Genomic DNA, 18,664 nt, shown 5'->3' with positions numbered 1-18,664 from the left:
GTTACGTGTCGTAGACGAGTTTCGCGCGACAGTCGCTGCAGTACTCGAAGACGTCGCCGTCGGCGTCGGGCGCGATGCCCGCGACGACGTCCCCGACTTCCTCGCTAATCTTCTGTGCGGACGCCTCGCTGGTGAACGGTTTGCCGCAGCGGCGACACTCCCGCATCTCGCCGTCCGCGACGGTCGTCCACGCGTCCCCGTCGTTGTGCTCGGGGAGCAGGCCGAGTTCGAGGCCGCCGTCCACGCGGATGGCGTCCTCCATGCAGCCCTCCTCGCAGAGCCCGCAGTTCACGCAGCGCTCGTGGTCGAACTCCAGGCCGGCGTCCTCGCGGCGGAGCGCGTCGGTCGGGCAGAGGTTCGAACACGTCGGCGTGAACGTGCAGTCCTCGTTGACTTCGACGCGGCCGAACGACTCCAGCCCGCGGATGACGTCCCGGGGGTCGGTGTGGGGGACGATGGCGCGCACGCTCTCCAGCCCCCACTCGTGAGTGTTGAACTCGGGGTTCGCGGTGGTCGCGTCGGCGATGCCGGTGGCCTCGTGGCCGGTCGGCACCGGCGACGGGTCGAGGCCGAGTTCGACGAACCGGCTGATGTCCTCGACGAACGCCTCCGGCTCGCCGGGTTCGGGCGCAAAGAACGCGGTGCGCTTGCCGAGCCCGAGGTCCTCGGTCGCCTGGTTCACGCGCGTCACGAGTTCGGCCTTCGGGTCCGGGCCGGAGTGCAGGCAGTCGCCACCACAGCCGACGATGGCGACGCCGTCCGCGCCCACGGCGAGCGCGTGCAAGACGTGCGCCTCGCCGACGGTGTCCGCGCACGGCACCTCGACGGGGAGCAGCGGCGGGTACTCGATGCCGTCCTGCTGGCGCGCGCGGCGGCCGTACTCGTCGAGCGTGCGGCTCGCGCGCTCGTCGCAGACGAACGCCACGACGCCGGTCTCGATGCCGTCCGACGAGGAGAGCAGCCCGGAGTCGTCGGTCTCGACGAGCATCGACTCGACCTCGCGGGCGATGCGCTCGTTCGAGGGTTCGCGGGCGCGCACTGCACCGGTCGGGCACGCACTCGTACACGCGCCACAGCCCTCACACGCCACTTCGTCGAACTCCACGCTGTCGATGGTGGGGCGGGAGACCGCGCCGTGCGGGCAGGCGTCCGAACAGACCGTACAGCCCTGCTGGCTGGACCCGCCCGCGGCGCAGACGTCCATCTCCACGTCGAGGAACTGCGGCTTCTCGATGCCGCCGATCAAGTCCTGGACGGCCGCGACGGTCGCGGCGTCGACGGGGCCCGTGTAGAAGCCCATGCGGCCGCCGCGGGTCTCCCGGGACGCGTCCGGGTAGACGACCTGGTCGGCCTCGACGGTGCGCTCCTCGGGGTGGATGGCGTCCGTGGGACAGCAGTCCACCCAGTCGCCGTTCGGCGCGCCCGGCAGCACGTCGACGGGCTTGCTCGTGACGTACTCGTCGGGCCCCTGCTTGACGCACTCCATGCAGTCGATGCAGTCCTCGGTGACGCCGGCCTGCACCTGCAGCTCGAACTCGCCGTAGACGCCGTCGACGTCCGTGGCGCGGCCGCGAGCGATGGTGACGTCGCGGAGGTCGTAGTCGGCGTCCGCGAAGTCCTTCCCGTCGGCCAGCAGCGTGACATCGGCCGAATCCGAGAGCGCCTCGGCGGCCTCGGGGTCGCCGACGACCACGACGCCGTCGCCGGCTTCCCGGGAGACGGTTCGCGGCGGTGCCTCCTCGCGGAGGCCGGCGTACGCGGCGTTGATTTTCCGCGCGACGAGGTCGGTCGCGTCGGCCTCGTCGTGGACCCACGCGCCGCGCTCGCGGTGGTTGACGAACGAGATTGCCTCCGGGTGGAGCCCGGCGTCGTCGAGCACCGTCCGGTATCGTTGCTTGCAGTTGTCGCTTTCGGCCGTGACTATCAGGTGGTCGAGGTCGTACTCCTCGACGACGTGTCGGACTTTCGGGAGCCCTTCCGTACAGAGGAGCGACCCGCTCGCGACGACGTCGACGTCCCGGACGCCTTCCCGGACGCCTTCGAGGTCGAGGTCGACCGCACCACCGCAGCCACAGACGAACGCCCCGACGTTCATTCACTCGCCGTTACGTGCGCCCACCGAAAGAGGTTGCGGCTGGCTCCCACGAAGAACCGGCAGGACCCACTTCCTTCCGGGAGTTTGGAGGTCAGAATGGCGGAACGAGGCAGGAACACTAAAGTGGCTCCCCCCTCATTAATCGTGGTACACGGTGACAGGCTCTAAACCATGAGTACACAACCGGTCTCTCTGGACCTAGACCGCCGTTCGTTCATGAAGGCGAGCGCCCTCGCGGGCGGCATCGCCCTCGGCGGCGGGATAACCGGCCAAACGCTCGCTCAGGACGGCGAAAGCGGTGGCGCCGACATCTCCGGCGACGATTCGACGCTCACCAAGACCATCTGTAACTTCTGCGCGGTCGGATGTGGTTTCCGCGGGGAACGTGAAGGTGACGCTTTCGTCGGGCAGGAGTCCTGGACGGAGAACCCGATTAACAACGGGTCGCTCTGCTCGAAGGGGGCTGCCATCTACGGCAGCGAACACTCCGAGCGACGTCTGAAACATCCGATGCGGAAGGAAGGCGGCGAGTGGAAGAAGATCACGTGGGACGAAGCGTACTCCCACATCACCGAGGAGCTCGAACGAATCTGGGAGGAGTACGGCCGAGACAGCCTGATGTTCCTCGGGAGTGCCCACCACTGCAACGAGGAGGCGTACGCGTCGCGCAAGTTCGCTTCCTTCATGGGCACGAACAACATCGACCACCAGGCCCGAATCTGCCACTCCACGACCGTCTCCGGCCTCGCGAACACGTGGGGCTACGGAGCGATGACGAACACGGTCAACGACTACCGGAACTTCGACCTCAACATCATCATCGGGCAGAACCCCGCGGAAGCCCACCCCATCGCGATGCAGCACATCCTCGAAGGGCAGGCCCGCGGCGGCACGGTCGTCTCCGTGGACCCCCGATACACGAAGACGTCGGCCCACGCCGACGACTTCTACCGGCTGCGTCCGGGGACGGACGTCGCGCTGATGATGGGACTGATTCGGTACCTCCGAGAGCAGGGCGAGCTCGACGACGAGATGCTCGAAGACCGCGTGCAGGGGTGGCCCGACGTCGACGGCGAACTCGACGACTACGACCCCGAGACCGTCGAGGAAATCACCTGGATTAGCGCCGACCGCGTCCGGGAGCTCGGCGACCTCATCATCGAGAACAAGCCCAACGTCCAGATCGAGTGGGCGATGGGTGGCACCCAGCACAACAACGGCACGCAGAACATCCGTTCGTACGCGCTGACCAGCCTCGCCTCCGGGAGCGCCGCCCACTCGGGCGGTGGCCTGCAGGTGATGCGTGGCCACGCGAACGTACAGGGTGCGACGGACCTCGGCGTCGCCAGCCACATCCTCCCCGGCTACTACGGCGTCTCCAGCCGTGGCTCCTGGGAGTACTGGGCCGACGTCTGGGACCAGACGCCGGTGACGTCCGGGGACATCAGCTACCAGGACCTCTCCCAGAAGTTCGAGACGATGCCCTCGGACCTCTACGAGCAGCAGGGCGGCGACCCAGGTGCCTCCGCGGAGGACCGCTCGCTGATGTTCCAGAACGGGCTGACGGTCGCCCGCTGGTTCGAAGCGGCACTCCCCCAAGATGACCGGCTACTGGAGTCGCCCATCTACCAGGAGAACCCCGTGAAGGCGGCGTTCTTCTGGGGGCACTCCTCGAACTCCATCTCGGAGATGCCACGGATGCGCCAGGCGATGGAGGCGCTGGACCTGCTGGTCGTCGTCGACCTGTTCCCGTCGCTGGCGTCCGTGCTGCCGGACCGCGACGACGGCGTCATCCTGCTGCCGGCGGCCAGCCAGTACGAGCACTGGCGCTCGGTCACGAACTCCCACCGCGCGGTGCAGTGGAGCGAGCCCGTGCGGCCGCCGAGCCACGAGGCGAAGCCGGACCTGCAGATCATGCAGGAGCTGGCCGACCGCCTCGGCTTCGGCGAGCACTTCGACTGGGGTTCGGGCCCCGAGCTGTTCAACGGGAAGTCAACGTACGAGGAGGCGCTGCGAGAAATCAACCTCGGTGTGCGGACCATCGGCTACCAGCAGAGCCCCGAGCGGCTCCAGCAACACCGGGAGTACGACTACGCGTTCTCCGAGGAGGACACGAAGTGTCACGACTCGGAGGTCCCAGTCAGCGGCGAGTACTGGAGTCTCCCGTGGCCGTGCTGGGGTGACGGACACCCGGGCACGCCGATTCTCTGGACCGACGAAGTCGACCCCCGCGAGGGCGGGCAGGACTTCCGTTCCCGCTGGGGAACGCAGGCACCGACGCCCGAGGAGTGGGCGTCGATGGACGTCGACAAGGAGTACCCGCTCCAGGAGACCTACGACCAGGGGGGCGAGGAAGGCCTGAACATGCTTCGGGCGTCGTTCTCGCCGGACTGGTACGACGGCGAACTCGAGGGCGTCCCGGAGTACCCGGGCTTCGCGACGGCGCTGCCCGAGGACCTCAACAACCCCTCGGCACCGTCACTCCCGTTCGAGTACGCGCTCAGCGAGGACCACTCGGCGTACGACGCGGCGGTGGCGCTCAACGAGCGCGACGAGTTCGACTTCGACCTCGAGTTCTGGGCGCAGTTCGACAACCCGCAGCCGGACCCGCCGACGGGGCGCGGTCGGGCTCGCGCGGTCGCGTGGAACTTCCTCGACACGACGCCCGTCCACCGGGAGCCCATCGAGAGCCCCGAGCCGGAACTGACCGAGCAGTGGCCGGCGAACGGCCAGCAGCGCAACGTCTACCGGCTGGACCAGAACAACTCGGAAGTCCAGACGCAGGCGATGAGCCGCATCGCCGACTCGGACGGCGGCATCGACACCATCATGACGACCGGTCGACAGGTCGAACATCAGGGTGGTGGGTCGGAGACGCGGTCGAACATCTTCACCGCGGACCTCCAGCCGCACATGTACGCCGAGATTCACCCGGACATGGCCGAGGAGCTCGGCGTGGACGGCGGGGAACTCGTGGTCGTCGAGACGACGAACCGCGGCTCCGTGCTGGTGAAAGCGCGCGTGACGAATCGCCCGAACGCCGAGGAGACGTTCCTCCCGTACCACTGGGGCGGCATCTTCCAAGGGGAGAGCCTCCTGGACGAGTACCCGGACGGGATGGCACCGTACGCCATCGGTGACAGCGTGAACTCCATCACGTCGCCGGGGTACGACGTCGAAACCCAGATGCAGGAGACGAAGGCCGCGATGGTTCGCATCCGGAAGGCGACCCAGGCCGTGGTCGACGAACTCAACATGGACGTCGACCTGTCGTCGTTCTCGTTCCCCCAGGACGAGAACGGTATCGGCCGACAGAAAGACTTCGACGTCCGGGAGAACAAACCCGTTCAGTAACCCATGTCATCGAACCAACAATCACAACGTGAGGTCTTGAGCCAGGGGGTCATGAGCACCGGCGAAGGTGCCCGCATCTTCCCCGACGTCGAGGCCTGTATCGACTGCGGTGGCTGTGTCGTCGCGTGCAATCGCACGTGGGACATCGGCCCGGAGGAACAGCGCATCAGCATCTCCACGATGTTCGAGGGCGAGCAAGCCGACGACGGCTACAACGCCAGCAGCGACCAGGCCCTCGACGACGGCGCGTTCCCCGGCGAGACCGCCATCCCGATGCAGTGTTACCACTGCGAGAACGCGCCCTGTGTGTCGGTCTGTCCGACCGACGCGCTCCAGAAGAACGACGACGACTTTGTGCAGGTCAGCGAGGACCTCTGCGTCGGCTGTCAGTACTGCCTGTCGGCGTGTCCGTTCGGCGCCCCGCAGTTCCCCGACGAAGACGACGGCGGGAACGCGGTCGTCGGTACCGGCGGCATCATGGACAAGTGTACGATGTGCGAGGAGCGCCAGAACGTCGGGAAGGGCCCGGCGTGCGCCGAAGAGTGCGCGACAGACGCCATCCTCGTCGGCCAGCCCGGCCAAATCGCCGACGAACTCGACAAGCGCGACCGCGACCCGTTCTTCAACGACGAAGCGATGGGAGTCATCTTCGGCGAGGACGCGGAGGTGTTCAACTGATGGCTCGCCGCGACGACGCACGCGGCATGTCGGAGGCGCTCGCCATCGCGGTCAGCGCCGTCGTCGGTATCGTCGTCGCAGTCGCCTCCGTCTGGTACGTCAACGGCCCCTTCGACGCGAGCTTCGAGACGCTGTACCGCGTCAACCCGACCGTCGAAGGCGGTGGCGTCGGCACCGACTACGTCGCCGGCAACACCGACCCGCTGCTGGATGCGCTCATCGTCGTGGTTCACGCGGTCGACGTCCTGTTGGGCGTGTTCATCCTCGCGCTGGTGTTCGTGCACTGGGGGGCGTTCCGTCGCCTCGGCGCGCGGATGCGCGACGCCGACGAACCCGCAGAGGTCGCCACGGACGGCGGCCGCGACGCGGATAGCGGAGGTGAGAGCGCGTGACGAACATGGACCACGGGAAGTTCACGCGCGTCACGACGTACTTCCACTCGCTGCTCGCGCTGGACGTCTTCCTGTTGTTCTTCACGGGCTACTCCGTGATGTTCAACGACGAACTCTGGTGGATGGTGGAGTTCATGGGCGGCAACGCGGGCGTGCTCGCGCTCCACCGCATCGCCGGCTTCGGCCTCATCGTGCTCACCGTCTTCTGGGTGACGCTGATGCTCATCGGGCCGGGACGGCGCAAGAACTTCAGGGCGGTGCTCCCGACGCCGACGGACGCGAAGGCGTTCGTCCAGGACGTGCAGTTCGTCCTCGGGCGTGCCGACGAACGCCACCCGAACGCGCGTCAGTTTGCGGGCTACTCCTCCGACGAGGTCCCGCTGCTGTCGTACGTCGGGAAGGGTGTCGTCTGGATCTTCACGGTCGAGCTCGTCCTCCTGATGATTTCCGGGCTGCTCATCTGGAGCAAGGTCGGGCTCGCGCAGTTCTTCCAGACGAAGGCTGCCGCGACCGCGTTCGTCACCTTCCACGGCCTGCTCGGGGTCGTGATGGTGATGGGTATCATGTTCCACATCTTCGAGCACGGGTTCCACCCCGCGTTCTACCCCGTGGAGATGAAGGCGTTCGTGCCGAAGTCGATGATGCCCCACGAGGAACACGAGGACCACGAGGGCACCGGCATCGAGCTGCTCTCGCTGCGCCCCACGTGGAAGTGGGCCGTGAACCTCGCCGGCGCTGCCGTCGTCATCGGCATCGTCAGCATGCTCGTCGCGAGCATCTTCGACTCCGGCTACCCGATACCCGCCGGGCTGACCCCCGGCGGCGGGCCGACGAGCATCCTGCTCACCATCGGCGTCAACATCGGGATGTTCGTGTTGCTGCTGGGCGTCGTGCTCTCGACGTACGGCAACGTCCTGCGCGCTCGCTACGAGCAGCAGGTCGCCGGCGACGAACACGACTCCGAGCCCGAGGCTGCCGCAGACGGCGGCCAGCCCCGCGGCGACGAGTAACCACACCACGGCTCCGTTTTTTCGCCGTCAGCCGGTTCGTTTAAGGCACTCGTCGTGCTATCCGCTATCATGGCTGGTGTACTCGACCTCGTGTACGTCGCGCTGGCACTGCTCGTCGCCGTCGGCGGCGTGTTCACCGTCTGGTGGATCGGCCGCGACCTCGACGACGGCATCGACCCGACCTCGGACCTGCTGCGCGCGGTCGCGGTGTCGGCGTTCCTCGTGCTGCTCGCGTGGCCGTTCCTGAGCTGAATCGCCGCGCCAAAACCCGTTTCTCGCGGTCGTTACGCCGTCAGAAGTTCCGCGGACTCCTCGGAGAGCTCGACGGTGACGTCCTGGCGGGTCTGCTGGCTAATCTGGTCGATGTTCCGCGTGAGCACGTCCAGAATGTCCTCGGGTTCGGGGTAGACGAGCATGTTGCCGTCGTCGTCCTCCATCACGAGCTGGGTGTCCGCGAGGTTCACCTGGTCGTGGTCGAGGTTCGCGACGATGGCGGGGAGTTCCTCGGCACCGCCGGGGTCGCCCTCTTCGACCATCGTCACGTACAGCGCGTCCAGACCGATGAGGTCCTTGTACTCGCGGACGCGGCGCGCGATCTCCACCATGTCCTTCGTGACGGCCGTCTTCTCTGGGTTGCCGTGTTCGCCCTCGTAGCAGTGTTTGCACACCCGCAGTTCGATACGCATGGACGACCGAAGGTGCGACGGCAGCTTGAACCTTCGGCTGTGCGGGCGATTTTCCGTCTCTCGGGCGACGGCAGATTACCCACCCGTGGAGCCGAATCGCTCGCGAGCTCGCGCAGAGAGCTCGCGTTTCCCGTCAGCGGCGGGCCGCCGACGAGGAGGTTCGATCCCTCGGGTAGTTCCTCGATGGGGAGAAGCGTAGCGACGTCGTACTGTTCGCCGTTTGGCCACGGGGCTGATTCCCGTTGGGCCGGTCACTCGCGTTCCGCGCGCAGTTCCTCGACGAGCACGCGGGCGGCCTCCCGGACGGCTTCGTCGCTGGACTGGCTGGGCTCCCAGCCGAGCGCGGAGAGCTTCTCGATGGAAAGGCGCATCTTCGGGACGTCGCCCGTCCAGCCGCGGTCGCCGCCGGTGTACTCGTAGTCGGGGTCGACGCCCAGTTCGTCGGCGACGATGTCCGCGATGCGGTTGACGGAGGTGGTGGTGCGCGTGCCGAGGTTGTAGACGTAGTAGTCGTCGGCGGCGTCATCGGACTCCGTCCGATTGCTCGGCGAACTGTGCTCGCCGGCGTGCTCGACGACGTGGGTCATGGCGTCGACGCACTCCTCGACGTGCAGGTAGGACTTCTCCTGGCGGCCGTCCCCCAGAATCTCCAGCGTCTCCGGGTCGTCCAGCAGCTTTTCGATGAAGTCCGGGACGACGTTGCCGCGCTGGCGCGGCCCGACGATGTTCGCGAACCGGTACACCCACGACTGGATGCCGTAGGAGTTGGCGTACGTCGAAATCAGGCCTTCGTCGGCGAGCTTGCTCGCGCCGTACACCGAGATGGGTTCGAGGGGCGCGTAGTCCTCGGGCGTCGGCATCGGCGCTTCGCCGTACACTGTCGACGAGGACGTGAACGCGAGCTTGTCGACGCCGACCTCGTGCATGCGTTCGAGGACGTTGTACGTCATCTCCGTGTTCTCCTCGAACAGCTGGCGGGGTTCGCCGTAGTTGGTGTCCGTGTACGCTGCGAAGTGGAAGACGACGTCCACGTCCGCGGTGATGACGTCGGCCACGTCGTCGGGGTCGCGCACGTCGGCCTCCGCGAACTCCACGCCGTCCGGGACGCGGTCCCGCGTGCCCTTCGAGAGGTTGTCCACCGCGAGCACGTCGTTGTCGGCCGCGAGGTCCGCGGCGAGGTGGGAGCCGACGAGTCCGGCGGCACCCGTCACGACGACGCGCTTGCCTGTGAGGTCCATACCCGACGACACCGGACCGTCGGCCAAGAGCGTTCCGATGGGTGACACGCAGCGTGCGTCGTTCAGTCGAGGTGTGCGGGCGGCTCCGGGAGCGCGTCGAGGTGGTCGCGGTCGTGGGCGAGGTAGACGTCGGCGTCCCAGCGCTGCGCGTCGTTCCGGAGGCGGCGCGCGGTTGCGATGGCGGTCTCGGTGTCCCACGCGAACGACGGCTGGCGGTCGGCCTCGTAGGCGGTTTCGAGGAACGCCACGTCGCCGCCGAGCACGACGGTCCCCTCGTTCTCGAGGTCGACCTTCACCGACTGGTGGCCGGCGGTGTGGCCGGGCGTCGGGACGCACTCGATGGCACCGTCGCCGAACACGTCGTAGCGTCCCTCGACTGGCGTCACGTCGAACTCCGGGGAGCGCAGCACGCCGAAGTCCCCCTCCAGGTAGAGGTCGCGCTGGAACGGGTCCGCGGGCCACCACGCGTACTCCAACTCGGCCTGCTGGACGACGATTTCGGCGTCCGCGAACGACTTCACGTCGCCCGCGTGGTCGAGGTGGAGGTGCGTGAGCACCACCACGTCGACGTCCTCGGGACTGTAGCCGACGTCCGTGAGCAGCGCGGACGCGCGCCGCCCGGCGTTCGTCTCGATGTCCGCGGTGTGGTCGGCGGCCTGCGGCGCGCCGTAGTTGCCGTAGTGCTCGGGGTCGGCGACCATCGCCGGGTCGACGCCGGTGTCCACGAGCACTGTCCCCTCGGGGTGGTCGACGAGGTAACACGGGCACGGCGAGGCGTACGTCTCGCCGGGCTGCTCGCCGCGCACCATCGAGCTGTACTCGTAGTCCCAGTCGGCCGTATCGAACGCGTAGAGCTTCGACGCGGGCATGCCCGTGGCTGCGCCCGGCTCCCTCCTAAGCGTGGTTGCCGAGCCCCGGCAACGAGCGCGCCCGCGGAGAGACTTTTGAACGTGTGGCCCTTCGAGTCGAACATGGATTCTCCCTTCGACGTGCTGGGGGTCGACGAGGACGCCAGCGAAGGGGAGATCGAGCACGCGTACCGCGAGCGCGTCAAGGAGGCCCACCCCGACCAGGGCGGGTCGGCGGCGGAGTTCCAGTTAGTGCGCGCAGCCTACGAGAAAGTCACCAGCGAGGACGCCGACGACGGCACGGACATCGCGACGGAAGCCGGCTTCGGCACCGAGTCGCCGACGGACTACGGCGTCGACCCCGAACGCGACTTCCGGCCGTGGGAGGAGACCCACGTCGAGTACCTGAACTACGCCGTGCTGGACGACTACGGCTGGGCGCTGGGCGACGACGACCTCTTCGCGCGCGCCGCCGACGCTGGCCTCGACCCCGTCAACCACGGCGAGTTCGACGTCGCGCCCGGCGAGTCGCTGCTGGAGGCCGCCGAGGACCGCGGGTTCGCGTGGCCGTACGCCTGCCGTGGCGGCGCGTGCGCGAACTGCGCGGTCGTGGTCGTCGACGGCGACCTCTCCCAGCCCACCGACCACATTCTCTCCCCGGAGCTCGTCGACCGGGACATCCGGCTGTCCTGCAACGGCGTTCCCACCACCGAGGACCTCCGCGTCGTCTACAACGTCAAACACCTCGCGGAGCTGGAGGACCTCCGGCTGCCGCCGTACCCCTTCGAACTCGCGCACGCCGACGACTGACCCCGCGAGTCGAAACGCGTACCCCGGCGGGACGATTCTGCGGACGTATGCAGGGATACCCCGAGGTCACGGTGCTCCGGTACGGCCACCGGCCGGGCCGGGACGACCGGATGACCACGCACGTCGGCCTGACGGCGCGCGCGCTCGGCGCGGACCGCGTCGTCTTCCCCGGGAACGCCGGGCAGTCCGAGCAGACGGTCGCGGACATCACCGAGCGGTTCGGCGGCCCCTTCGACGTCGAACTCACGGACGGACTGGACGCGTTCATCCGCGACTGGGAGGGCTGTATCGTCCACCTCACGATGTACGGCGAGCGCCTGCAGGACGTCGAGAGCGAGATTCGACGCGTCCACGACGACCAGCGACAACCCCTCCTGGTGGTCGTCGGCGGCGAGAAGGTCTCCTTCGAGGTGTACGAGGAAGCCGACTTCAACGTCGGCGTCACGAACCAGCCCCACTCGGAGGTGGCGGGGCTGGCGGTGTTCCTCGATCACCTCTTCGACGGCGCGGAACTCGACCAGGAGTACGAGAACGCCGAGCAGCGCGTGATTCCACAGGCCCTCGGGAAGCGCGTCGAGGAAGTCGACGAGGAGTGAATCCACAATACTGCCAGTAGGCGAAGGTTTCTTCTCGCGGGCCGTCACCGTCCAATCATGAGCGTCAGCGGCGGGATTTCGCGGGTGGCACAGGTCGCGAGCAAGTACTTCGTCGTCTGGGTGATTGCGGCGGCGGGCCTCGCGCTCACCTATCCGGACGCGTTCGTCCCCGTGCTGGACTACGTCAACCCCCTCTTGGGCATCATCATGCTCGGGATGGGGCTGACGCTCCAGCCCGCGGACTTCAAGCGCCTCGTCGAGCGCCCCGTCGACGTCGGCATCGGCGCGGTGACGCAGTGGCTCGTGATGCCGCTGGCGGCGTACGCGCTCTACCTCCTCTTCGACCTGCCGGACGCCATCGGCGTCGGCCTCATCCTCGTCGGCGCGGCCCCCGGTGGTACTGCGTCGAACGTGATGTCGTACCTCGGCCGCGGCGACGTCGCGCTGTCGGTCGCCATCACGACGGTGACGACGCTCGCCGCGCCCATCGTGATGCCCGCGTGGACGCTGTTCATCCTCGGGGAGGCCATCGACGTGACGTTCATGGAGATGTTCACGAGCATCGTCCAGATCGTCATCATTCCGGTCGTGCTCGGCTTCGGGATTCGGTACGTCCTCGACCGCTACTCGCCGAAGGCGGCCGAGGTCGGCGTCGACGTCTTCCCCGTGATTAGCGTCGTCGCCATCGTCGCCATCGTCGCCGGCGTCGTCGGTGCGAACGTCGACAACATCCTCACCGCGGGCGTGCTCGTGCTGGCTGCTGTCGTCCTCCACAACGGCGTCGGGCTCGGCGCGGGCTACGGCGTCGGCCGGCTGTTCGGCATGTCCGAGGACCGCGTGCGGACGACGACCTTCGAGGTCGGCCTCCAGAACAGCGGGCTCGCAGTCGCGCTCGCGGCGTCGCTGTTCGACCCGGCGGCCGCGCTCATCCCCGCGCTGTTCAGCGTCTGGCACAACGTCAGCGGCCCCGCGCTCGCGAGCTACTTCACGTGGCGCGACGACCAGACCGCAGACGCCGCCGCCGCGACCGCGGACTGACGGTCCGCGCCCGTCAGACGGGGGAGTGACAAGACTTAATGCCGGCGCGGACCCCTTTTTGACGTAATGGCTTTTGAGGAGCTACTCGACGACCCCGTGGTTCAGAAGTACCTCCACGAGTTGGTCGGGCCGAAGGGGATGCCGGTGGCGGTGTCCCCGCCGGACGGCGAGGTGACCGACGAGGAGCTCGCCGAGCGGCTCGGGCTCGAACTGAACGACGTGCGCCGAGCGCTGTTCATCCTCTACGAGAACGACCTCGCGACGTACCGCCGCGTCCGCGACGAGGACTCGGGGTGGCTCACGTACCTCTGGACGTTCGAGTACGACAACGTCCCGGAGAACCTCCGCGAGGAGATGGACCGCCTGCTGGAGGCGCTCGTCGACCGCCGCGAGTACGAGCTGGACAACGAGTTCTACCTCTGTGAAGTGTGTTCGATTCGCTTCGAGTTCGGGGAGGCGATGGACCTCGGCTTCGAGTGCCCCGAGTGCGGGTCGCCCGTCGAAGCGATGGAGAACACCGACCTCGTGGAAGCGATGGACGAGCGCATCGAGAATCTCCGCGCGGAACTCGGAGTGAGGGCCTGATGGTCGTTCTCGCAACCAAACTGTACGTGAAGGGGGACGCCCGCGAGCGCTCGCTGGACAGCCTCCGGTCGCAAGTGGAGAACGACGTCGGCGAACTCGACGTCGAGTACGACGTCGGCGTGCGCCACGACGACTTCCCGACGGTGACCCTCGAGGGTCCCGACGAGGTGGCCGCGCGGAACGTCCTCGCGGAGACGTGGGGCGAAATCACCGAGGGCTTCGAGGCCGGCGAGACGTACGTCGGCACGCTCGAATCCTGGGACGACGAGGGATTCGTGCTCGACGCGGGCGAGGACGTCCGCGTGCCCACCGACGCACTCGGCCTCGGGCCGGGGACGGCCGCCCAGATTCGCGAACGCTTCGGGCTCGTGCAGCACGTCCCGCTGCGGTTCACGTACGGCGAGCCGTCCGAACTCGCGGAGGTCGAGCGCGACCGCCTCTACGAGTGGACGCGCGGCACCGGCCGGCTGAACGTCAACAGCGCGACCCGCGGCGAGGTCCGCGCGACGGTCAACCGCGCCGGCCACGCCCAAGACATCGTCACCGTCGAACGCCTCGGTCTGCTCGAACAGAGCATCGTCTGCCGCGAGGGCACGGACCCGCCCGGCCTGCTCGCGGCCATCGGGGAGTACCTCCCCTCGGAGCTGCTCGCGGTCGTTCCATGAGCAGGGCCAGGGTGGCGCTCGGGCTGCTCGCGCTCGTCGCACTCGCCGGCTGCGCCGGTACCGGTCTCGGCGGCGCGCCCGCGCCCAGCGACGAGCAACTCGCGGAGAACGCGACCTACGACTGGGACCGCGACGCCGACGTCACGCTCAACGTCACCGGCGAACAGTACAAGACCGTCGCCGACGTGAACGGCACCGAACAGGTGCGGCTCGCCTCCACGAGCGGGTTCGGCGGCCGGAACCCGGTGTTGATTTCGGCGGTACAGTTCCGTTACGAGAACGGCACCGTCGTCGGCGCGGACGCCATCGACGTCTCCACGCGCGACCAGCGCACGGTGGTCGACCTGCCCGCGGCGAACGGCACGTTCGCGTACACCGGGACGGCCGGCACGCGCTCGGTGAACGCGCCCCTCGACTTCGAGGGCTCGCACGAGGTCGTGTTGCCGCCGGGAATGCGCGTGTCGTTCCCCATCTTCGGCGACGTCTCGCCGGGCGGCTACGAGAAATCCATCGAGGACAACCGCGTCCACCTGCGCTGGGAGTCCCTGGACAGCGCCACCGTCAGCGCCGAGTACTACCTCGACCGCGACCTCTACGTCTTCGGCGGCATCGTCGGCGTGCTGGCGGTCGTCGCGGTCGGCGGCGTCGTCTACTACCGGCTGCGCATCCGCCGGCTGGAGCGCGAGCGCGAGCAGTCCGGTCTCGACTACGAGCAGTAGTTTGCGGGGACGTGACTTTTCACCCTCCACTGTCTACGAGTGGCCATGCAGGTTGCGGTGGTCACAGTCGGTGACGAACTCCTCGTCGGCGACACTGAGAACACGAACGCGTCGTGGCTGGGCGCGCGCCTCACCGAACGGGGCGCGACCGTCGAGCGCATCGTGGTAGTGCCCGACGAGCGCGACGCCATCGCCAGGGAGGTCGGGCCGCTTTCAGACCGCTACGACGCGGTCGTCGTCACGGGCGGCGTCGGCCCGACCCACGACGACGTGACGATGGACGGCGTCGCGGCCGCTTTCGACCGCGACATGGTCGAGCACGCGGACGCGGTCTCGTACTTCCAGACCCACGACAGCTACCAGTTCGCCGACCTCACGGACGGCACCGCGGCGCTCCCCGAGGGCGCGCGCCTCCTCGAGAACGAGGTGGGCGTCGCGCCGGGCGCGGTCGTGGAGAACGCGTACGTCTTCCCGGGCGTCCCCGCCGAGATGAAGGCGATGTTCGAATCCGTCGCCGGCGAGTTCACCGGGACGACCAACCACGTCGAGTTCGTCCACGTGGACGCCCCCGAGAGTTCGCTGGTGACACCGTTAGAAGAGTTACAGGCGGAGTTCGGCGTCACCGTCGGGAGCTACCCCGGCGACGGCGTGCGCGTGAAGATTCAACACGAGAACGAGGAGACGGTCCACGACGCAGCCGCGTGGCTGCGCGAACGCGTCTAGCGGTAGAGGTAGGCGGTCCACGCGACCGCGAGGACGAGCCCGAGTATCGTCACGGCCCAGCCGACGGAGTTTATCGGGAGTGCAGTGCCATCGGTCGCAGCCAGCAGGAAGCTCATGGCCGGTAGTTCCGCCTGCCCGGTCTTAATTCTTGGTTCACTCGGTCGCGTCGCACTGCGACCACGACACTCTCGAAGCACCCGACCGGTCGGCTTTTCGGCACGAACGCCGTAGTTCGGGTATGCGAACTGTCGGCGTCGTCGTGAACCCCATCGCCGGGATGGGGGGTCGCGTCGGCTTGAAGGGGACAGACGGGAACGTCGAGGCGGCCCGCGAGCGCGGTGCCGAGCAGCGCGCGCCGGACCGCGCACGCGACGCCCTCGCAGCGCTCCGCGAGCGCGCACCCGACACCGCGATTTTGGCGTACGGCGGCGAGATGGGTGCAGACGAGGCGCGCGCGGCGGGCTTCGACTCCGAAGTCGTCGGCGAACCCAACTACGACGAGACGACAGCAGCAGACACGAAGGACGCCGTGCGTGCGTTCGTCGCCCGCGGTGTGGACCTGATTCTGTTCGTCGGCGGCGACGGCACCGCGACCGACGTTGCGACCGCGCTCGACGAGGTTGAGGCGGACGTGCCCGTGTTGGGCGTACCAGCGGGCGTGAAGGTGTACTCGTCGGTGTTTGCGGTGCGCCCGGAGGCGGCTGGCCGCGTCGCCGCGACGTTCGAGGACACCGAGGCACGCGAGGTCAACGACATCGACGAGGAGGCGTACCGCGGCGGCGAGGTGCGCACGCGTCTCCGGGGTGTCGTCGAGGTGCCCGTCGCGGAGGACCTCCAGTCCGCCAAGCAGGTGCACGCGGGGAGCACGGACGCGCTCGCGGAAGCGGTCGCCGAGGAAGTCGAACCCGGCGTGACGTACGTACTCGGACCCGGCGGGACGCTCGGCGACGTGGCGGACGCGCTCGGCGTCGACGGCTCGCCGCTGGGCGTCGACGTCTACCGGGACGGCGAACTCGTCGTGCGGGACGGCAGCGAGGCCGAGATTCTGGCCGCGCTCGGCGACGAGAACGTGATTTTCGTCTCGCCTATCGGCGGCCAGGGGTTCGTGTTCGGGCGGGGCAACCACCAGATTTCGCCCGCGGTCGTCGAACAGAGCGAGGTCCGCGTGCTCGCGTCGCCACGCAAGCTCGACGAGACGGGCGTGCTCCGCGTGGACACCGGCGACGAGGCGGCCGACGAGTCGCTACGCGGCTGGACGAAAATCCGGACTGGTCGCTTCGAACGACGCATGATGAAAGTGGTGTAGCCGCGCGGTGGAAGCAGGAAAAGACTGAGAGAGAGCCGCGTTAGTCGTCGTCTTTCATCGACTGGAGCTGGTCGATGAGTTCGTCGCTGTCGGCGTCGGTGTCGAAGTTGACGCTGCCGTCGTGGTCGTTCTCGTGGACGTTGACCGCGCCGTCTTCGTCGATGTCCGTATTCTGGTTCTCCTGCTCGGACTCGTCGTAGCTACCAAAACCCATGACTACTCCCAGGGGCGGGACAGCCAAAAGGGTCCCGGAATTCGGGGGCAGAATTCCGCGCGTCTGCCCACACCTTAAGGCAAGTATAAGGTTAGAGGGATAAGATTAAGGACGTTCCAGCGCATTCCAGGCGTATGGATACCCGGAAAGTCCAACGCCTGGGACCGTCTACGCTGGCGATGACGCTCCCGGCGGAGTGGGCGCGCAAGCAGGACGTCGAGAAGGGCGACGAGGTCACCGTCCGCGAGAGCGGGAAGGGCTCGCTGACGGTCACGCCCGAGTCCGCGCACGGCGAGGAGACCGAGGCGACGATTCACGCCGAGAACTTCGACGTTCAGAAGACGACGGAGTCGTCTTCCGCAGCCGATCAGAACGCGACGCCTTCTGTGGGTGCGGACGCCGTCGAGCGCGCCATCGTCGGCCAGTACGTCCTCGGCCGCCGCATCATCCACGTCGAGAGCGAGGACGCCCTCGACTCCGAACACATCAACGCCGTCTACAAGGCCGAAACCCAGCTCATGGGACTGGGCGTCGTCGAGGAGACGCCCGAACGCATCACCATCCGGTGTTCGGTCGACCCCGAGGACTTCGACCTCGACAACCTCCTCGAACGGCTGGAGAGCACGGGCTCGACGATGCGCGAGGAGGCCGTGAAGGCGCTCGCGCACGGCAGCCCGGACATGGCCCAGCGCGCGCTCAACCGCGAGCGCCAGGCGAACAAGATTTTCGTCCTGCTGCTGCGGCTCATCTTCACCGCCTACCAGAACCCGAACCTCGCGCGCGCCGTCGGCCTCGACGACGGCTTCCCGCTCATCGGCTACCGGTCGGTCGTGAAGAACCTCGAACTCACCGCGGACAACGCCGAGGACATCGCGGAAATCGTGCTCGAAACCGAGGGCCACACCCTCGACGTCGAGCAGTCCACGATGCGGCGCATCCGGGAGTTCACCGACCAGGTCGACGAAATCACGGCCGCGGCCGTCGAAGCCGTCGTCACCCGGGATTACGACGCCACCATCGAGGTCCGCGAGCTGTTCGCGGAACTCGGCGACCGCGAGGGCGACATCCTCGACGACCTCCCGGAGATGGACAACGAGGACATCCTCGAAGTCCGGGAAGTACTCGTGAGCCTCCGGCACACCGCCGAGTACGCGATGCGCAACGCCGAAATCGCGGCGAACCTCGCGCTCAACGAGCAGTCCAGCCACACCACCATCAGCTAGTCTCTGTTTTCTCACCCCGCAGGGGGTTGCGTGACGCCAGCGTGCACGGGAACGCCGGGTGTTCGGCGAAGTGCCGCACGAGCATGTGGCGGCGCGACCCCGTGAAGCCGGCCGCGGAGAGGTTCTGGGCGCCGAACGTCTCGGGGAGCCGGTCGAACAGCCGGCGGACCGCCGCGAAACTGTCGAACACTGCGGAGTTGCCCGTCGACTCCGCGCCGCGGCGTTCGACGACGTAGCTGCCGTCCTCGCGGTGCTCGGCGGCAGTGCGGAAGAATTCCTCGCGGCTCGTCAGCGCGTCACCGACGGCGTCCCGGAGTTCGGCGGCGTGCTCGCGGGAGAGTTCGATGGTTTCGCCGTCCACGGTGACGCGGATATCGCCGCCGTCTGGCTCGACGGCGATGGACTGTTCACAGTCGGAGAACGCGACCAGGAGCCTGAGTACTCCGGTTCATGTATGCTCGAAGCGACGCGGCGCGTAAAAATC

General features: G+C 67.8%; 20 protein-coding genes. 14 read left to right on the top strand and 6 right to left on the bottom strand.

The features are described from left to right. Window position 1: 1 nt before the first annotated feature. Window positions 2-2,095, bottom strand: a complete 2,094-nt coding sequence (locus tag LT974_RS04360; RefSeq protein WP_232589448.1) for a hydrogenase iron-sulfur subunit — start codon at window positions 2,093-2,095, stop codon at window positions 2-4. Window positions 2,096-2,266: 171 nt separating this feature from the next. On the opposite strand from LT974_RS04360, the gene LT974_RS04355 reads away from it, so the two are divergent. The 5 genes from LT974_RS04355 to LT974_RS04335 all read left to right on the top strand — a co-directional run bounded on the left by LT974_RS04355 (window position 2,267) and on the right by LT974_RS04335 (window position 7,781). Further along, entirely contained in the window at window positions 2,267-5,449 is a 3,183-nt protein-coding gene (locus LT974_RS04355) for a molybdopterin oxidoreductase family protein (RefSeq protein ID WP_232589447.1), read from the top strand. Between the two features lie 3 nt (window positions 5,450-5,452). Further along, window positions 5,453-6,127 carry a 4Fe-4S dicluster domain-containing protein gene (locus tag LT974_RS04350; protein ID WP_408611694.1) on the top strand — a complete coding sequence of 225 codons (675 nt, stop codon included), beginning with the start codon at window positions 5,453-5,455 and terminating at the stop codon, window positions 6,125-6,127. Next, a complete protein-coding gene (locus LT974_RS04345; protein ID WP_232589445.1) occupies window positions 6,127-6,519 on the top strand; it encodes a hypothetical protein in 393 nt (130 codons plus the stop codon). The genes LT974_RS04350 and LT974_RS04345 overlap by 1 nt, the downstream gene beginning before the upstream one ends. Next, the gene (locus LT974_RS04340) at window positions 6,516-7,529 is read left to right on the top strand and encodes a cytochrome b/b6 domain-containing protein (RefSeq protein WP_232589444.1); all 1,014 of its coding nucleotides are present in this window, start codon (window positions 6,516-6,518) and stop codon (window positions 7,527-7,529) included. The genes LT974_RS04345 and LT974_RS04340 overlap by 4 nt, the downstream gene beginning before the upstream one ends. A gap of 69 nt (window positions 7,530-7,598) precedes the next feature. After that, window positions 7,599-7,781: a hypothetical protein gene (locus LT974_RS04335; protein ID WP_232589443.1), complete on the top strand. Its 183-nt coding sequence runs from the start codon at window positions 7,599-7,601 to the stop codon at window positions 7,779-7,781. A gap of 32 nt (window positions 7,782-7,813) precedes the next feature. On the opposite strand, the gene LT974_RS04330 is transcribed toward LT974_RS04335, so the two are convergent. The 3 genes from LT974_RS04330 to LT974_RS04320 all read right to left on the bottom strand — a co-directional run bounded on the left by LT974_RS04330 (window position 7,814) and on the right by LT974_RS04320 (window position 10,322). After that, on the bottom strand, window positions 7,814-8,215 hold the full coding sequence (locus tag LT974_RS04330; protein WP_230888523.1) for a hypothetical protein: 402 nt from the start codon (window positions 8,213-8,215) through the stop codon (window positions 7,814-7,816). A gap of 251 nt (window positions 8,216-8,466) precedes the next feature. Beyond that, complete coding sequence (locus LT974_RS04325; RefSeq protein ID WP_232589442.1) at window positions 8,467-9,453, bottom strand: NAD-dependent epimerase/dehydratase family protein; 987 nt, start codon at window positions 9,451-9,453, stop codon at window positions 8,467-8,469. Between the two features lie 62 nt (window positions 9,454-9,515). Next, window positions 9,516-10,322, bottom strand: coding sequence for an N-acyl homoserine lactonase family protein (locus tag LT974_RS04320; RefSeq protein WP_232589441.1), 807 nt, complete (start codon window positions 10,320-10,322; stop codon window positions 9,516-9,518). 102 nt (window positions 10,323-10,424) lie between these two features. Here LT974_RS04320 and fer point away from each other — a divergent pair, with 102 nt between their 5' ends. From fer to LT974_RS04280, 8 genes are all read left to right on the top strand, one after another. Then, on the top strand, window positions 10,425-11,111 hold the full coding sequence (gene fer / locus LT974_RS04315; protein ID WP_232589440.1) for a ferredoxin Fer: 687 nt from the start codon (window positions 10,425-10,427) through the stop codon (window positions 11,109-11,111). A 47-nt stretch (window positions 11,112-11,158) separates the two neighbouring features. Continuing rightward, window positions 11,159-11,707 (top strand): tRNA (cytidine(56)-2'-O)-methyltransferase, encoded by a 549-nt coding sequence (locus LT974_RS04310; RefSeq protein WP_232589439.1) that lies wholly within the window; start codon window positions 11,159-11,161, stop codon window positions 11,705-11,707. A gap of 57 nt (window positions 11,708-11,764) precedes the next feature. Beyond that, window positions 11,765-12,745, top strand: a complete 981-nt coding sequence (locus tag LT974_RS04305) for a bile acid:sodium symporter family protein (RefSeq protein ID WP_232589438.1) — start codon at window positions 11,765-11,767, stop codon at window positions 12,743-12,745. 66 nt (window positions 12,746-12,811) lie between these two features. Beyond that, complete coding sequence (locus tag LT974_RS04300; RefSeq protein WP_232589437.1) at window positions 12,812-13,330, top strand: transcription factor; 519 nt, start codon at window positions 12,812-12,814, stop codon at window positions 13,328-13,330. Next, window positions 13,330-13,995 (top strand): DUF2110 family protein, encoded by a 666-nt coding sequence (locus tag LT974_RS04295; RefSeq protein WP_232589436.1) that lies wholly within the window; start codon window positions 13,330-13,332, stop codon window positions 13,993-13,995. The genes LT974_RS04300 and LT974_RS04295 overlap by 1 nt, the downstream gene beginning before the upstream one ends. Further along, window positions 13,992-14,714 (top strand): DUF5803 family protein, encoded by a 723-nt coding sequence (locus tag LT974_RS04290; protein WP_232589435.1) that lies wholly within the window; start codon window positions 13,992-13,994, stop codon window positions 14,712-14,714. Before LT974_RS04295 ends, LT974_RS04290 begins: the two co-directional genes overlap by 4 nt. A 45-nt stretch (window positions 14,715-14,759) precedes the next feature. Then, window positions 14,760-15,437 carry a competence/damage-inducible protein A gene (locus tag LT974_RS04285; RefSeq protein ID WP_232589433.1) on the top strand — a complete coding sequence of 226 codons (678 nt, stop codon included), beginning with the start codon at window positions 14,760-14,762 and terminating at the stop codon, window positions 15,435-15,437. Window positions 15,438-15,675: 238 nt separating this feature from the next. Next, on the top strand, window positions 15,676-16,743 hold the full coding sequence (locus LT974_RS04280) for an ATP-NAD kinase family protein (RefSeq protein WP_232589432.1): 1,068 nt from the start codon (window positions 15,676-15,678) through the stop codon (window positions 16,741-16,743). A 40-nt stretch (window positions 16,744-16,783) separates the two neighbouring features. On the opposite strand, the gene LT974_RS04275 is transcribed toward LT974_RS04280, so the two are convergent. Further along, window positions 16,784-16,957, bottom strand: a complete 174-nt coding sequence (locus tag LT974_RS04275) for a DUF5786 family protein (RefSeq protein ID WP_230888537.1) — start codon at window positions 16,955-16,957, stop codon at window positions 16,784-16,786. A 134-nt stretch (window positions 16,958-17,091) separates the two neighbouring features. Here LT974_RS04275 and LT974_RS04270 point away from each other — a divergent pair, with 134 nt between their 5' ends. Beyond that, entirely contained in the window at window positions 17,092-18,180 is a 1,089-nt protein-coding gene (locus tag LT974_RS04270) for a phosphate signaling complex PhoU family protein (protein ID WP_232589431.1), read from the top strand. Here the strand turns inward: LT974_RS04270 and LT974_RS04265 are convergent. Continuing rightward, on the bottom strand, window positions 18,173-18,580 hold the full coding sequence (locus LT974_RS04265; protein WP_408611705.1) for a DUF7528 family protein: 408 nt from the start codon (window positions 18,578-18,580) through the stop codon (window positions 18,173-18,175). The genes LT974_RS04270 and LT974_RS04265 overlap by 8 nt on opposite strands. Between the last annotated feature and the right edge of the window lie 84 nt (window positions 18,581-18,664).

The sequence above is a fragment of the Halobacterium noricense genome, from assembly GCF_021233435.1.
In the GTDB taxonomy this organism is placed as follows: domain Archaea; phylum Halobacteriota; class Halobacteria; order Halobacteriales; family Halobacteriaceae; genus Halobacterium; species Halobacterium noricense.
Note: the sequence above shows the minus strand (reverse complement) of the source record. Positions and strands in the feature narration are given on the sequence as shown.